This is a genomic window from Aminipila butyrica (assembly GCF_010669305.1).
Taxonomy (GTDB): Bacteria; Bacillota; Clostridia; order Peptostreptococcales; family Anaerovoracaceae; genus Aminipila; species Aminipila butyrica.
The window spans coordinates 967,106-981,669 of sequence record NZ_CP048649.1 but is presented as its reverse complement, the minus strand read 5'-3'; the positions used below and the strand labels follow the sequence as shown (position 1 = coordinate 981,669).

Below are 14,564 nucleotides of genomic sequence, written 5' to 3'. Positions count from 1 at the left end.
ATCATATCTGTAAATCACATCCTGCATATAAGACTACGATTCTTCTCTTCCTGTATCCCCCCAGCAACTCTCGGGCTCCGGAGCATGCTCCACTTCGCATCTGGCCTGCACGCAAGCATATGTTTGAAAACCGTTCAAATCAAATGGTATCCATTCTTTTTGCGCAAGACAAAGTCAATTAAAAGGTCACTTGAAAAGCTATTACCTTTTGGATTTGTCCCACGTTTGCTTTTTTACCGAGCATTTGTTATGATATAACTTAAAAGATTAGTGCAAAATGATATAAAATGGGCTGGAGGATACAATGGATAATCATGAGGAAAAACATCAGCGACGAATTCGATATAAGGGGACTCACCCTAAAACTTATCAGGAAAAGTATAAAGAACTACAACCCCAGAAATATGCTGACACAGTAGAAAAGGTTCTGCAAAAGGGAAGTACGCCAGCTGGTATGCATCGCTCCATTTGCGTGGATGAAATATTAGAATTCCTGCAAATTACCCCCGGGCAAATCGGACTAGATGCCACCCTGGGTTATGGCGGTCATACCTTGGAAATGCTTAAGTGCTTGGACTTCAAAGGGCATCTGTATGCGGTTGATGTGGACCCCATCGAGTTGCCACGAACGCAGGCCCGTCTAGAAAGCTTAGGGTATGGGCCGGAAATTTTAACAATCCGGCAAATGAACTTCTCCAGCATCAATCAAATTATTGCTGAATCAGAGCCATTAAATTTCATTCTGGCCGATCTGGGTGTCTCTTCTATGCAAATAGACAATCCAGAAAGAGGCTTTACATTTAAAGCAGAAGGCCCTCTGGATTTAAGGTTGAATCCAAAAAAAGGAGTATCTGCTGCAACTCGTTTAAAAACCATTTCACCAGACGAATTAGAGAGTGTGTTAAGGGAGAACTCGGATGAACCAAATGCCAAAGCCATCGCACGGGCGATTGTTTCTGAAATTAAAAAAGGAACGGCCATCGATACCACAACACAACTCCAGCAGATCATCAAAAATACGCTGAAGTCGATACCTGGCAGCAACAGCAATGAAGCAATTAAAAAAGCCTGTCAGCGGTGCTTTCAAGCCTTGAGAATTGATGTGAATAATGAATTTGACGTGTTATATAAATTTTTGGATAAGCTGCCCTCTGCACTTGCCCCAGGCGGGCGGGTTGCGATTCTTTCCTTTCACTCCGGAGAAGATCGCTTGGTAAAAAAATCTTTTCAGAGCCTGTTCCGCGACGGCGTTTATCGTGAAATTGCAGATGAACCCATCCGGGCATCCGCAGAAGAACGCAGTAATAATGGGCGCGCACGTTCTGCCAAATTACGCTGGGCGGTAAAAGCATAATCCATCTAAAAAGAGTACGTATATTGACCTACATAATAAAAACAGAGACATTAAGATTTCTGCATCTTGATGTCTCGAGATTTTCTTATTTTATTATTGCTCATCATTTGAAGAAAACTTACTATTCCGCCACTATCTTATTTACTATCTTCTCTACCAACGGAATAAATATATTAGCCAAAGGGACAGAAATGGCGGTACCAACCAATGAAGATTTTAAAAATGCTATCAAAAATCCTGATCTAAATCCGTAATTCAGTAAGACCATAAAAAAGGCAATCGGTACAGATATAGATACCGCCGCCAGGCATGAAAATACAATTCCTCTATATTTCTTATTTATTTTCACAAATATTATCTCCTTCATCAACTTTATTTAGGGCTTTTGCCGACATCCCCTTCAACACATGAGATACCTTTTTTAATTCTTCATCATCTACATCTAATGAAATCAAATCATCCCATGATTTTAATGCCTTATAGATTCGATGTTCAATATTTAACGCCTTTTCGGTGACTTGTATTCTATAGGATCTTTTGTCCCGTTGATTTATTATTCTTTTTATATAGCCTTTATTCTCAAGGCTTCTTATACTTCTTGCTATGGCCGCCTTATCAATATAATATATTTCAGCCAAATCCTCTTGAGTCAATTCTTCGTTTTCATAGAGCTTTATCAAGTAGATATATTCCCCCGATGTTATATCTAAGTCTTTCAATTCATTATTTATGAAGATCTGAAACTGTCTATATAATATAGATATCCATCTGCCAAATTCCTCATATATGTTTTTCATAATCATCACCACCACACTTATTTTATAAGATTTTAGTTGATAAGTCAACTATATGGGAGTGATTTTCACCATACATGAAATGAATTTCCTTGTATCTTATCTTTTTGACACATAACGAAAGCCTCTGTGACGAATATCACCTGATTGGTCTATTGGGCCTTCTGTTTTATCTAATGGCAATGTCGGGCAGTATAATGCAGCATGATTGCTACACGCTGATTTACCAATACCTTGAGGAAAGGAAAAAATATTTAGCGGATCATATATTTTTTTAATGTTCTTCAATATATTTGCATGAATTCCGTAATATTCTTTCAAATAATCAGGAAGCCTTCCGTATGGAAAATTTACATAAGAGCCTGTAGTAATTGCTTTAAGATAAGGGAACCGATTGCTAGTCCATTTCCTGTTTTCTTCTGCATAGATACTTTCTTCCCAGATGGTCTCTAGCCAGATAATATAATTTGCATGACGATAATAAAAGGCGGTATCATCTGTTCCAATTTCTGACACTCTGCCGCCCAACGCGTACATGGATATTCCAGCAAATACAGATCCTTGTGGGCGTTCCCTGATTAAACCTGCAAGCTTTGCTCTCTCCACACAAGTGAAATCTCTAAAAACAAAACGGCTCACCGATTGAAATTTCTCTGAGGGAGGGTATACGCTTCCAATAATAGTAACCGCTTCAAGGAATGTCATGGATTCAATGTTGTAGTCTGCACCATCCAGTGCCAGGAATTCGGCCATAATTTGCTTTGCCGCTTCGGCTTCACCATAGAATATTCCTCTAACCAACATGGCAAGACCATCCTCAGCAGAATTATAGATTCTTGAAATTAAAGTAATCCGTTTATCAGCAGTTTTTAACCATTCCTGCCAGGTATCAAGAAATTCTGCCTGCTCCTGTGAATCTACATTTAGATAATCAATCTCAATAAGCGTAACATTTTCTACCTTCGGCGGTAAATTGAACGTCATAGATACAATTACACCAAAGTTCCCCCCACCTGCCCCTCGACAAGCCCAGAAAAGGTCACAATGATTTTCACGGTTCGCTTTTATAATGGCTCCTTCATAATTGACTAGTACAATTTCCTCCAGACTGTCACAGCCCAGTCCAAAATTACGGCAAGAGAGCCCCCAGCCCCCACCAAGCGAATATCCACTAACTCCCACAGTAGGGCAGGTCCCTCCCGGAAAAGGATACCCCTTCGACGACACAAAATTATATACCTGCCTGTTGGTAACCCCACCCTGAACACTTAATTGATTTAAACATTCATCAATATACATATAATTCATTCTGCTTATATCAATGACTAAAGTACAATTTCCATTCGAATAGCCTTCATAATTATGACCGCCACTGCGTATGCGAATTGGTACACCATTCCTTCTGGACCAAATCACTGCGTTTGAAACATCTCTTTCATCACTGCAATATACTATAATCAAGGGAAACAGCTGTATCGCTCTGTTAAATCCCTGTTTAGCTTCACTATATACCGGGTCGAACGGTGTAACAATATCCCCTGTCAAGCCGCATAAAAAATCATTCATAAACAAACCTCCACCCCATTCTTTTAGCATAAGCTCTGTCACTGAGCTCATGCTATTATATGAAAGTGCGATGTTATCTGTTATGTTTGATACGGAATATAAATCACTTCTCTTCTTATTTATACATATTATCCTCTGAACTCAATTAACTCCCCATCAGGACCTTGAAAAACAACTCTTTTCCAGCCTATTTCCTGAGGTGTCCTGGGTTCAGGAATATGTGGCCCGGTTACGATTGGAACTCCCGCATTTTTAAGCTTTTGATAATCTGAATCAAAAGCATCGCTGATGAGACAAAAATGGTATCCCCTATTCTCCTTTTCAGAATTCCAATGTTCAAACTCTAGTACGGTATTGCCTAGCTGAAGATAAACAACCTTTTCAAGGTCCGGTACGTTAGGCACATCGTGCTCAAAATATTTTTTGAACCCAAAGTTTTTTTCGTAAAAGTCGATGGACTTTTCTCTGTCTTTCACAGAAATTGCAACATGATCTATTCGTGTAAACATTCATCAAACCTCCTGTTTTCAGTCTTAAATTTTATCAATATCCTTTAATCCCTTTTAGAAATATCAATTTTAATCTGTAATACAACCCAGTTGCTAGCACTCGTATTATAAAATCCATGTGTCTCCCCATTAGGTGAGAAAACTATATCCTTTTCTTTCACATGTACCTCTTCCTTGTTTATTGTGATTGTACCTTCACCAGAAATCACATAAAAGACTTCATCGATATCTGAATGCTTATGGTCCGGTGTTGATTGCCCCGGGGCATAAAGCAAAAGTCCTGTATCCAACAGCCCTTCTTTGAAAATTGCCTTACGTGTGCTGCTTTCAGCTGTAAAATTGATAATATCCCCAATATTAATTTTTTTCATTATTCAGTACTCCCATCTAAAAGTTAGTATTCAGCAATCTTTAACAATTTAAACTCAAACTCTTTGATTTAAAAGTTACTGCTGTATCTTTAATATAATAGCAGCACTAACTTTTTGCAAGAAGGCACTATTTTGTGCTATACTAACTAAATGGTAAGTATTTATTAATAATTGACAGGAGGGATTATAATGCCATGTGATAAATCATGCCCTATTGAGCATACCGTAAACTTAATTGGGCACAAATGGAAGGTGCTTATCCTGAGGAATCTGTTTCATCAAGGGACACAAAGATTTGGTGAAATTCATAAAGGAATACACGGAATAAGCCAGAAGATGCTGACACAACAGCTTCGTCAGCTAGAGGCCGACGGGATACTTTGTAGAAAGGTTTATCCGGAGGTGCCGCCAAAGGTTGAATATTCTCTTACCGCACTTGGAGAATCTTTAAAACCGATTTTAGATGAAATGAATAAGTGGGGAATAGAACATCTAAAACAGCGTGATGTGGATTGAGAAATCATGGCTAACAGCCCTCTTGTTTTTCTTATATTCAATCATCAAAATATCTCCTTTCCAAAAAATAAAAAAGCCGGAGAAACAGCTGGTATATTCCGACTATGATTTTCTCCGTGACAAGCTCATGAAGGTTCTTTGCTGCTATTTCTTCCAACAATTTAGAAAAATATGGTTCCTTTTTATTGATTTTCTAAGTCAGCGAACATTTCCCTGACCCTTGTGAGCTCTTTTTACTTCATACATTGATTTATCTGCTTTTTCAATCAAGACTTCCAACTCAATACCATCTTCACTAAAAAGAGCATAACCGATACTGGCCCTAAGATTTATTTTTGATTCTTCAAATTCAAAAGGTTTTATAACTTCACCATCTATTCGCCGAATCAAGGCTCTAATTTCCTCCCGATCCAATGCTTCTGCAACAATGATTCCAAACTCATCTCCTCCCAGTCGGGAAAAAGTGTCAGTTTCGCGCAAGGTCTTGCCGACTCGCAAGGCGACTTCCTTAATAGCCGCATCCCCAGCTCGATGCCCATAAGTATCGTTAATCTCTTTTAATCCATCCATATCTAGCGATATGATCCCGAAACTTTCACCTTTTCTTGACGCTTGTAAGAGTCTTTGCCGCAAACGATCATAAAATAGGGATCTGTTGGATATTCCTGTCATGCTGTCATGTGTTGCTTTATGTAATAATTCACTTTCTCCTGTACTTATGGCATTAAACATCGCTGCTGCAATAAGACCGGACATAAGTCCCAGTATTTTAATGCTTTCATCATTAAAATGACAAGTCTTTGCCGAAAGAACCTTTAATACACCAACAACATCATTTCCGCAAATCAGGGGTATCACAATCATGGAGTTAAGCCCAATTTTCCTACAGGCCTCTTTATTAACTCTGTCGTCCTTTTCAATATCGTTGCTAATTAAGGCCACTCTTTCCTCTATACATTGTCCGGATAGGCTATTTTCCATATTCAATCGTAAACCCAAGTACTTCTCTGCAATTCCAGATGCAGCACTATACACCAGCTCGCTTTTCTCTATCAGCTCAACACAAGCACCTTCCGCATTTGTAATATGCTGAGTTCGCAGTGTCACTAAATCCATAATACTACTCAGGTCCATTCCCTGCTGAACTATTGCGGTCTGTATGTTAATAACTTCCATAAGTATGTCGCTACTTATATTGCTTTGATTTAAATCCATGCGGAAACCCTTTCTTACTCTCTAAATGGGATAGATATATCATAAGTAACAATTATAGAGACAACCCCTCTTCTTGTCAATTGGTTTTATAAGTCAACTGCACCTTACTGACTACTGGCCCATCTTACCAAAGAAAAATGCCAAATTCGTAGAAAACGACTCCAGGTCATCTATATTTCCTCAAAAAAAAACAGAGCAAAAATCAAGCATTTTTCAGCCTAATTTTTGCCCATTCTTTCAATGTTTAGTGGCCTCAAGATAGATAAGCGGAAATGCGGCACTTAATACTTTCTGTCGTCTAACAGAAAAACCGTTCTTCTCAATAAATCTGGTATATTCTTCTGGCGTCCACTTGGAAAACGTTTCAAAGCCGATGAGTCTCAAAATTTTGGTATTCAGGTTCCTGTCGGAGTTTTTTAAGTGCCCATGTGAAAAGGTCGGCGCTATCAGTAATCCACCTGGCTTCAGTACTCTACGGATACTCACCAGCGCTGCTACAGGGTCTGGCATAATATGCAAAGCGTTGGAGATAATGACTGCATCAAAGGATTCATTCACAAAGGATAATGCGGTAGCATCTTCGATGGAAAAGGTAACATTTTCCGGAACCATTTTCTTTTTGGCGGCTTTAATCATTTTCGGGGAAAAGTCCGTTGCTTCAACTTGTCGGACAAATTTGGCTGTACTAATCGCAATTAAACCCGTTCCGGTGGCTACTTCCAAAACCCGCATGTCGGCGTTTAACACTTCCGACATCAGATGAACCATCTCTTCGTATGCCTTTTTGCTAAATCGATTAATCTCAAAGTCGTATAGCCCAGAATATCGATTCCAAAATTTTTTATTGTCGCCCATAGCCAATTACCCCCGCTAAAGCATCTTCATTCTTTTCTTATAGTCTGGAAGAATACTCCCGACTTTACGCCAAAAGGATCGGTCATGATTCATATGATAGATATGACAAAGTTCATGAACAACAACATAATCAATGAGCTCTATGGGTAATGTTACTATTAAATAATTGTAAGTAATTTCTTTTTTCGTATTACAACTGCCCCAGCGATTGCAGATTTTATCTATTTTTATGGATCGAGGAGTTACCCCTAATGCCTTTTGATAAATTTCCGTTCTTTCTTTCGTAACCTGCTTGCTCATCTTAAAATAGAACTTGCTGACTTCCTTCAATATCTCCGTTTCTGAAAACGCATCTACAGAAATCACTTCCTCAAGAGGTCTCAGTTCTCCTAGATATTTAATATATTGTGCCCCTGCTTCTTTCAATCTAGTCCTCTAATATTTCCTTCCATTCCGCCAAAGCTGCTTTATCCTTGGTCACATTAACAAAAGATAACTTCTTGAATTTAGCCAGCTGCTTTTTCATCTTGTTTGCCATTTTAAGAACGTCACCATTCTGTGTGGTACTGCAGCCCTTAATGATTTCGTACAAGGAAGCATCATTAATAATGATTGTGATTTCCTGTTCCTTATATTCTTCTAGCTTCAGTAACATCGTAAGAATAGAATCCAAGCCAACAATAGCTGGTTTCATATATTCTAAATAAATAGATTCCTTCTTAATGGGCATATCATCCTGAAATAAGCTGTAGCGTACTTCAATATCTTCTCCCTCGTATAACGTTGGGAATGCAGCTAAATATGCTTTTATCATTTTTAGTTCTCCTATATTTTCTAGAAAGATTATATCCTATTGTATCTTTCCAACTTTACAGCTATCTCAATATGCTTTGAACTATCAAAAATACCGCTTGAAGCGGTTAGGCCTTGGCGGAATTTATATGCACGTCATTGCACTCAATAAAAACTCTTAAAAAGGGAATTATATACTCAGATGAAATGATATCCATACCAATAGGTAGCGATGATACTAGTCAAAAACAGATGAAAGAAACCGTATCCAAAAAGTAATCCGGTTAAAAATCTCCTGACATTGGTGCTTTCATACGAGGTCAAAAGTTGAATCCCCCCATCTAATATCATGGGAATCAATAAAATTGCGGCGTATAAGATTGGCGGATGATACAGCCCGTAGGTTATTCCTAAAAGTAAAATCCCCACCAACTCGCCGGTACACCTCGCACAAATCGGAAATTGCTTTCCACTCAGAAAAAAGGAGCGTTCCGCCCTACAATGGCAACCGAAGAAAATCGGAAGCCATCGGTAAAAAAAACCTGTCATAATAAATACAGTCCGCTGAATTTAAAAGCCCATGCTTCCGGCTGCGCCTAAAATTCCCATACCAAAGGCCAATCCATATAGAAGCGCAGTAGAACCAATGCCAACTAAGGCACCAATACCCGCAGCTTTTGAAGTTCTCGGCTTCGTATCTTTCCAAACCAAAAACAGGATTAACCCGGCGACTGGAATACAGCAGCCTAAAAGCCCCCAACCAAAGCCGCCATTATCAATCACTTGTGGCGCAGCTGCCTGAGAAACACCACAATGTGGGCAAATGGCTGCTCTGTCATCAATTTCTTTTGCACAATTTTTACAATACATCTATTACATCCTCCCGTTATAGATAACAATAATCAACTAAAAATACATCTAATATATGAAATATAACATATATTAACGAAATCTTCCAGGATATTTTTTCAATATCTCCAAAATATGTCGAAATTGTCATCTCATGTTAGGGGGGTGGAGAGCTTTTTACCTTCCTCATGTTAATAGTAGCATATAAATTTTTTAGGATGTTTGGGGGCAACCATTACAGATTCCCTTTTTATAAGATTATCTTTCCATTAGTGTCATAAAAAGAATCCCCCCGCCCATGCGGGGACCACTTCTTGGGGCGTTTAGCTGCCTCTTTTTTCAAAGGAACACCCCCGCCCGCGCGGGGAACACCTCCTTAATAGAGCTTACCCCACATTGATTCCAGGAACACCCCCGCCTGCGCGGGGAATACTAAAAGAGAGGGAGTGATTTTTTGTTTGATTGGGGAACACCCCCGCCTACGCGGGGAATACACTCCGTTTTCTCCCATGATCAAGTCGTAGTAGGAATCACCCCCGCCTACGCGGGGAACACCCTAGCTTTACTATTTTATCGTTTTTCCCCATGGGATCACCCCCGCCTACGCGGGGAACACTCAAAGAGTGTCTCTGGCTCTGGCTTGGTTCGGGGATCACCCCCGCCTACGCGGGGACCACAGGTCGACTGCTGTCCAACTCAAGTACGCGGAAGGAACACCCCCGCCTACGCGGGGAATACGCCGTGCCGTCCATTCTGAGCTGGCCTGGAATAGGAACACCCCCGCCTGTGCGGGGAATACGCAATCTCAGACGCAATGCGGTCTATCGCGTTGGGAACACCCCCGCCTGCGCGAGGACCACGCCGTGCATAGGCTGTACCACTTTTGATTGATAGGATCACCCCCGCCTACGCGGGGAACACGAGCCGGAAAAGCTGGTTGCGATGGTTGGGGTAGGAACACCCCCGCCTACGCGGGGACCATAGTATGAGCATGAAAGAATCCATCATCACATCGGGATCACCCCCGCCTGCGCGGGGAACACCTAGGCATTTTAGTTTTAGTAGTAATTGCAGCAGGATCACCCCCGCCTACGCGGGGAACACCGGTATTAGCAGCCCCGTCAATCTTTTTCATGGGGATCACCCCCGCCTACGCGGGGAACACACTGCCAAGTTGTTATATTTTGTGCTCCCTAAAGGATCACCCCCGCCTACGCGGGGAACACTGCGCTTTCAAAGGAGGTAAAAGCGTTCCTGGAGGATCACCCCCGCCTGCGCGGGGACCACTTTACAAAAGCCCTAAAGTTCGAGCCAGCGGGGGGAACACCCCCGCCTGCGCGGGGACCACTAATACGGGATTTTCAGTTTGGGGAGTTTTGTAGGAACACCCCCGCCTGCGCGGGGACCACAAGCTACATAGTTGGTAATTGGAAAACTGATAGGGAACACCCCCGCCTGCGCGGGGACCACTTCGGAAACGGTGTTAAGTGAGGTTGATTTATAGGAACACCCCCGCCTGCGCGGGGACCACCTACAGATATGCATCGTTTTGTCTCTAAAGATAGGAACACCCCCGCCTGCGCGGGGACCACTTGGTGTTGCCTACCGCTCTTACTACTAACACAGGAACACCCCCGCCTGCGCGGGGACCACAATGCGGACTTCTACAAAGAAGCTGGGGAACTGGGAACACCCCCGCCTGCGCGGGGACCACCTCCTTAACAATATCTTATACCGATACGGTGCAGGAACACTCCCGCCTGCGCGGGGACCACAGCCAGCAAAGACGAAATCTCCCATCAAGGTAAGGAACACCCCCGCCTGCGCGGGGACCACTAAATCCATATGGAAGCGCAAATTGTGCCCCCGGGAACACCCCCGCCTGCGCGGGGACCACTGATCGATACCCACGAAGATATGGCAATTGTTAGGAACACCCCCGCCTGCGCGGGGACCACAGGCTTTAGCAAACTGTGAAAAAGGAGATAGCAGGAACACCCCCGCCTGCGCGGGGACCACATCTATGAACTTATTATTTGTGTCAGCAACCTGGGAACACCCCCGCCTGCGCGGGGACCACTTCTTGCTCTTTTCTGGCATCAATGAGCTGTTGGGAACACCCCCGCCTGCGCGGGGACCACTGCAAAAGAATCAGACCATACGGGTCACGTTCAGGAACACCCCCGCCTGCGCGGGGACCACATTTCTTAGGTTGATAAGAGTTATGCGGTTGTCGGAACACCCCCGCCTGCGCGGGGACCACCCATAGACCTCCGCATCGCCATAGACCCTCGCAGGAACACCCCCGCCTGCGCGGGGACCACTTCACTCCCATCAACATCAAACATGACCTCTAAGGAACACCCCCGCCTGCGCGGGGACCACACAAACAATGCAGATGAAATTCTTTTATTCAGAGGAACACCCCCGCCTGCGCGGGGACCACCTTGTCCATCACTGATAAGATTAGTCTCCGCCGGGAACACCCCCGCCTGCGCGGGGACCACTTAAAAATCCTTGAATTCCAGCCATTTCTCAATCCTACATTATTAAAAAATATTTAGTTTCATCGCTAATTCATACTCCGCCTTGGCATCTACATAAGCCCGATGTAAACCTTCTGTACTTATATCATATTTCTTTAAAACCGTACTCAACTTATAATCTCGTAGCAGTTTCTGTTTCCTTTTTGCTTCTTGTAAAAGACATATGCTTTTATTCATTAATGCCGCATGTCCACTCTTTTTTAGTTCAGCATTCAGAAAACTGATATCAAATTTCACATTGTACCCTACTAGAATTGCATTTCCCACAAAGTCAAGAAATTCGTCCAAAACGACAGCAATATCCTTCCCATCATTGGCAAGCATTCCATCTGTAATTCCTGTTAGTTCAGCTATTTCTTTTTGAAGTCCGTTTTCAATCTTTATTAACTTTTGGAAAACAATCATCTCACTGCCTTCCATTTTTATGGCAGCAATCTCAATAATCTGATCTTTCTCTGGATTAATACCCGTTGTTTCTACGTCGATAACCACATAACGCTCGCTCTCATTTTCGCTTACGCTTTTTCTGTGTTGCCTGGCCCTTTTTATCTTTTCATGTTTGGCGGCATTACTGAATCCCAGCTGCTGCATTGGCGTAGAACTTACTTCTTTTGGCAGAAAAACCAGAGGTATTCCATCACAATAAATAACTTCTCGCTTTGTGTTATGTACCATGAAATCATAACCTATTTCACCACGTTTAGCATATGACAAGGTGGCCTGTCCCTGTTTGATGTTATCAAGGATTCGTTTCCACAACTCTTCTCGAATTCGTGCATTGATATTTCCTACATAAACACCTGTAGATATTTCTTGCAGCCATTTCGTCAAGTCCCCTCTTAAGGAACTCGGTACATTTGTCAAGGTGACAACCGTCATAGGCATATCTCCGGCCCCCTTTTATGAAAACTCTTCATACGAAACACCGTGCTCCACCAGGCCTTCTTTATCATCCCAAAGATTAATTAAATCAGCCATCACTTCTTCTTCTCCCTCGCCCATGAGATTGTAAAGATCCCTCGTTATTCTACCCATAATCTTGCCGTCTACAAAAGCATCCCGTACGGCCAGACGTGTTCCTCTGCCAATATTCTCCACATCTGCTTTTGCTGCAATATTAAAAGCAATCGGTATGGTAACCTCCGCTTTATATAAATCTGCAATATCATAAACAAAAGATAAATCGTGTCCGGTGTGAACAAATCCTAATCCAGGTGATAAGCCAAGTGCCACAATCACGCTGTACACCAAGCCATATAACGCGGTATGAGCCGCTGATAGGGCTTGATTAATTGGCGTTCCACTGGCAAAATCATCTGGATTATATTCTCTGCCGGTCCAAGGAACGCCTGTTGCTTTTGATTCCTTCCGGTAAATATTTCTTACTCTGGCACCTTCTCGGCCTCGAAGCTGCTGCATAGTCAGATTTGAAACATCTTCATTTTCAAAACGCATTTGATACATTTTCCGTGCGACCGCTACCCTAGACCTGACATTAGAGACTAATTCTGCTTGCTTTATCAACAATTTGGTATTGTGTGACAAAGCCCGGCCATGTGCATAATGCCTAACCCCTCGTTCTCCAGTCCACACAACACTTGTCCCTGTATCTCCAATCAACTCCATGGCCCTGTGTGTGACATCTGTCCCCGGTCCAAGCAGCAATACGCCGACTATGGCAGCCGGAACACGCATAATGCCCCGACTGTCTGTCACCGTTATAGCACCATCTTGTCTGCTAATATTTGCATGCTCTATGTATAAAAATGTTATTCTATCACTGACACGTGGAAGCGCTTGTAGCTCTGGTTTTTTGATTCCTGATATTCCATCCATCTATCTTCCTCGTGGGACTACGGTCATCATGCCAAACCCGTAGGCTTTCTCTTTTCCCACGCCCTCCGTTAAGATTTTCTTAAAAATCTCAGCATCTTCAATAAGCAGGCTGCCTTCATAAATCGCTCTAGCTAACTTCATGCTTTTTCCGCCTTTTTTCTTCAATATTGGAAAATCTCTTTGTACAATCTGATAGTCATTATTTATTAATGAAAAGCCTAGTCGCTCTGCACGTTTTTCGAGATATTCCAACTGCTGTGCTGCCGTAATATGCGGGTAAACCTTTCCTCTTTGACTTTCCTGCTTAACCGCTCTTACCGGATTTGCCGTTAATCGAAAGGACATTTTTTGACCATCGGTCAAGCTTTGTAAAAATGGCTCATAGGTTTTACATTGCCCCGTGCCAGAAACTCCATAGCTTTCTAATTGTGTCAGATCTGGCTTACCTTGGCTAACAATCAACAGATAGCTTCGTCCCTTCAGTTGATCGATTCTCCATAATTTACGGCTTCTTTCCCCAGCAGTAAATTCTTCGGGAAAACTTTTCTCCACCCAGTTGTGGTATGCACCTAAATGCGTTAGCTCCGAAATCTTTCTTCGGTTTTCTGTATCAATTTGTACTCGCGAAATATAGTACATCACACCCCTCCTATTCCTTGAAAGGCGTCATGTTCTGTGTCTTTGCTTATTTCTGCAATTTGAATTTCGACTTGCAGAGACTTTACTGGCCTAAACCCATGCTTCCGATTGGTCAAATCAAAGGACTCCACTCGGTCCCGTTGAAACATGGATGGTGAAGAATCCTCTAGTAAATACGCATCTACATAAGCATCTAACATAACCCTGTCCAATTTGTTTTTTTGTAAAAGTCTTTTCTGATACCATTCACTTGCCTGCCAATGGTGCGTTTTAATGGCGGATAATAAATCATTTTCTACCATCCCTTGAAAGAATTCCCCATCCACGGGAACGCTGCGTCTTCCCATGTAAAGAGGAAACACCGGATGGACCAGTGCTTTTGCCACCGTATCCAGCCAACTTGAATCTTTATGCGAAATCATGGCCAGAAAAACAGCATCTTGCAAGTAATATCGGTTTGTCACATAGCTCTGATTTGCAGATTTTGCAATATGAAAGTCTTTTAGCAAGGTACCTCTTTGTTCAATGCGGACTCCAAAGGACAATTCATTGAGTCCTTGGAGTTTTTCCGTTTCATCTCGACGATATCCCAAGGCCCCGCCAATTAGCCCCATAACTGCGCTTTTTGTAGGATATCTTGCCGTATCCCTGGTTTCAAAATGAGAACCAATTCCCCAAGATTGCAGCGGACCTGAAAATTTTAATACAATTGTTTTCATCAT

17 protein-coding genes and 1 CRISPR repeat array are annotated in these 14,564 nt (G+C 42.3%); of the genes, 2 read left to right on the top strand and 15 right to left on the bottom strand.

Going from position 1 to position 14,564, the window contains the following annotated elements; genetic code table 11:
• Positions 1 to 304 precede the first annotated feature (304 nt).
• Positions 305 to 1,354 (top strand): 16S rRNA (cytosine(1402)-N(4))-methyltransferase RsmH, encoded by a 1,050-nt coding sequence (gene rsmH / locus Ami103574_RS04900; protein ID WP_163065562.1) that lies wholly within the window; start codon positions 305 to 307, stop codon positions 1,352 to 1,354.
• A gap of 121 nt (positions 1,355 to 1,475) precedes the next feature.
• Here the strand turns inward: rsmH and Ami103574_RS04895 are convergent, their stop codons facing one another.
• From Ami103574_RS04895 to Ami103574_RS04875, 5 genes are all read right to left on the bottom strand, one after another.
• On the bottom strand, positions 1,476 to 1,703 hold the full coding sequence (locus Ami103574_RS04895) for a DUF2798 domain-containing protein (protein WP_163065561.1): 228 nt from the start codon (positions 1,701 to 1,703) through the stop codon (positions 1,476 to 1,478).
• Entirely contained in the window at positions 1,690 to 2,151 is a 462-nt protein-coding gene (locus tag Ami103574_RS04890) for a MarR family winged helix-turn-helix transcriptional regulator (RefSeq protein WP_163065560.1), read from the bottom strand. Before Ami103574_RS04890 ends, Ami103574_RS04895 begins: the two co-directional genes overlap by 14 nt.
• A gap of 96 nt (positions 2,152 to 2,247) precedes the next feature.
• Entirely contained in the window at positions 2,248 to 3,714 is a 1,467-nt protein-coding gene (locus tag Ami103574_RS04885; RefSeq protein WP_163065559.1) for an FAD-binding oxidoreductase, read from the bottom strand.
• Positions 3,715 to 3,842: 128 nt separating this feature from the next.
• Positions 3,843 to 4,223: a VOC family protein gene (locus tag Ami103574_RS04880; RefSeq protein ID WP_163065558.1), complete on the bottom strand. Its 381-nt coding sequence runs from the start codon at positions 4,221 to 4,223 to the stop codon at positions 3,843 to 3,845.
• A 44-nt stretch (positions 4,224 to 4,267) separates the two neighbouring features.
• Positions 4,268 to 4,594, bottom strand: coding sequence for a cupin domain-containing protein (locus Ami103574_RS04875; RefSeq protein ID WP_163065557.1), 327 nt, complete (start codon positions 4,592 to 4,594; stop codon positions 4,268 to 4,270).
• A 189-nt stretch (positions 4,595 to 4,783) separates the two neighbouring features.
• Here Ami103574_RS04875 and Ami103574_RS04870 point away from each other — a divergent pair, with 189 nt between their 5' ends.
• Positions 4,784 to 5,110 carry a winged helix-turn-helix transcriptional regulator gene (locus tag Ami103574_RS04870; protein ID WP_163065556.1) on the top strand — a complete coding sequence of 109 codons (327 nt, stop codon included), beginning with the start codon at positions 4,784 to 4,786 and terminating at the stop codon, positions 5,108 to 5,110.
• A gap of 198 nt (positions 5,111 to 5,308) precedes the next feature.
• Here Ami103574_RS04870 and Ami103574_RS04865 read toward each other — a convergent pair whose 3' ends face one another.
• From Ami103574_RS04865 to cas5e, 10 genes are all read right to left on the bottom strand, one after another.
• Complete coding sequence (locus Ami103574_RS04865; RefSeq protein WP_163065555.1) at positions 5,309 to 6,325, bottom strand: sensor domain-containing diguanylate cyclase; 1,017 nt, start codon at positions 6,323 to 6,325, stop codon at positions 5,309 to 5,311.
• Between the two features lie 237 nt (positions 6,326 to 6,562).
• On the bottom strand, positions 6,563 to 7,180 hold the full coding sequence (locus Ami103574_RS04860) for a class I SAM-dependent methyltransferase (RefSeq protein WP_163065554.1): 618 nt from the start codon (positions 7,178 to 7,180) through the stop codon (positions 6,563 to 6,565).
• A gap of 15 nt (positions 7,181 to 7,195) precedes the next feature.
• A complete protein-coding gene (locus Ami103574_RS04855) occupies positions 7,196 to 7,606 on the bottom strand; it encodes a M48 metallopeptidase family protein (protein WP_163065553.1) in 411 nt (136 codons plus the stop codon).
• A 1-nt stretch (position 7,607) separates the two neighbouring features.
• Positions 7,608 to 7,994 carry a hypothetical protein gene (locus Ami103574_RS04850; RefSeq protein ID WP_163065552.1) on the bottom strand — a complete coding sequence of 129 codons (387 nt, stop codon included), beginning with the start codon at positions 7,992 to 7,994 and terminating at the stop codon, positions 7,608 to 7,610.
• Between the two features lie 176 nt (positions 7,995 to 8,170).
• Positions 8,171 to 8,521, bottom strand: a complete 351-nt coding sequence (locus Ami103574_RS16075) for a DUF2085 domain-containing protein (protein WP_163065551.1) — start codon at positions 8,519 to 8,521, stop codon at positions 8,171 to 8,173.
• A gap of 21 nt (positions 8,522 to 8,542) precedes the next feature.
• Entirely contained in the window at positions 8,543 to 8,842 is a 300-nt protein-coding gene (locus Ami103574_RS04840) for a zinc-ribbon domain-containing protein (protein WP_163065550.1), read from the bottom strand.
• Positions 8,843 to 9,165: 323 nt separating this feature from the next.
• A CRISPR array of direct repeats spans positions 9,166 to 11,328; the repeat unit is 28 nt; unit sequence GGAACACCCCCGCCTGCGCGGGGACCAC.
• Between the two features lie 42 nt (positions 11,329 to 11,370).
• Complete coding sequence (gene cas2e, locus Ami103574_RS04835) at positions 11,371 to 12,252, bottom strand: type I-E CRISPR-associated endoribonuclease Cas2e (protein WP_163065549.1); 882 nt, start codon at positions 12,250 to 12,252, stop codon at positions 11,371 to 11,373.
• 15 nt (positions 12,253 to 12,267) lie between these two features.
• Positions 12,268 to 13,203: a type I-E CRISPR-associated endonuclease Cas1e gene (gene cas1e, locus Ami103574_RS04830; RefSeq protein WP_163065548.1), complete on the bottom strand. Its 936-nt coding sequence runs from the start codon at positions 13,201 to 13,203 to the stop codon at positions 12,268 to 12,270.
• On the bottom strand, positions 13,204 to 13,842 hold the full coding sequence (gene cas6e / locus Ami103574_RS04825) for a type I-E CRISPR-associated protein Cas6/Cse3/CasE (protein WP_163065547.1): 639 nt from the start codon (positions 13,840 to 13,842) through the stop codon (positions 13,204 to 13,206).
• Positions 13,842 to 14,564 (bottom strand): type I-E CRISPR-associated protein Cas5/CasD, encoded by a 723-nt coding sequence (gene cas5e / locus Ami103574_RS04820; RefSeq protein ID WP_163065546.1) that lies wholly within the window; start codon positions 14,562 to 14,564, stop codon positions 13,842 to 13,844. Before cas5e ends, cas6e begins: the two co-directional genes overlap by 1 nt.

What these genes read in the sequence shown, in the direction of transcription:
- rsmH (WP_163065562.1), top strand. Translation starts at nt 305, where the DNA reads ATGGATAATCATGAGGAAAAACATCAGCGACGAATTCGATATAAGGGG.
- Ami103574_RS04890 (WP_163065560.1), bottom strand. Translation starts at nt 2,151, where the DNA reads ATGAAAAACATATATGAGGAATTTGGCAGATGGATATCTATATTATAT.
- Ami103574_RS04885 (WP_163065559.1), bottom strand. Translation starts at nt 3,714, where the DNA reads ATGAATGATTTTTTATGCGGCTTGACAGGGGATATTGTTACACCGTTC.
- Ami103574_RS04880 (WP_163065558.1), bottom strand. Translation starts at nt 4,223, where the DNA reads ATGTTTACACGAATAGATCATGTTGCAATTTCTGTGAAAGACAGAGAA.
- Ami103574_RS04875 (WP_163065557.1), bottom strand. Translation starts at nt 4,594, where the DNA reads ATGAAAAAAATTAATATTGGGGATATTATCAATTTTACAGCTGAAAGC.
- Ami103574_RS04870 (WP_163065556.1), top strand. Translation starts at nt 4,784, where the DNA reads ATGCCATGTGATAAATCATGCCCTATTGAGCATACCGTAAACTTAATT.
- Ami103574_RS04865 (WP_163065555.1), bottom strand. Translation starts at nt 6,325, where the DNA reads ATGGATTTAAATCAAAGCAATATAAGTAGCGACATACTTATGGAAGTT.
- Ami103574_RS04860 (WP_163065554.1), bottom strand. Translation starts at nt 7,180, where the DNA reads ATGGGCGACAATAAAAAATTTTGGAATCGATATTCTGGGCTATACGAC.
- Ami103574_RS04850 (WP_163065552.1), bottom strand. Translation starts at nt 7,994, where the DNA reads ATGATAAAAGCATATTTAGCTGCATTCCCAACGTTATACGAGGGAGAA.
- Ami103574_RS16075 (WP_163065551.1), bottom strand. Translation starts at nt 8,521, where the DNA reads ATGACAGGTTTTTTTTACCGATGGCTTCCGATTTTCTTCGGTTGCCAT.
- Ami103574_RS04840 (WP_163065550.1), bottom strand. Translation starts at nt 8,842, where the DNA reads ATGTATTGTAAAAATTGTGCAAAAGAAATTGATGACAGAGCAGCCATT.
- cas2e (WP_163065549.1), bottom strand. Translation starts at nt 12,252, where the DNA reads ATGCCTATGACGGTTGTCACCTTGACAAATGTACCGAGTTCCTTAAGA.
- cas1e (WP_163065548.1), bottom strand. Translation starts at nt 13,203, where the DNA reads ATGGATGGAATATCAGGAATCAAAAAACCAGAGCTACAAGCGCTTCCA.
- cas6e (WP_163065547.1), bottom strand. Translation starts at nt 13,842, where the DNA reads ATGTACTATATTTCGCGAGTACAAATTGATACAGAAAACCGAAGAAAG.
- cas5e (WP_163065546.1), bottom strand. Translation starts at nt 14,564, where the DNA reads ATGATGAAAACAATTGTATTAAAATTTTCAGGTCCGCTGCAATCTTGG.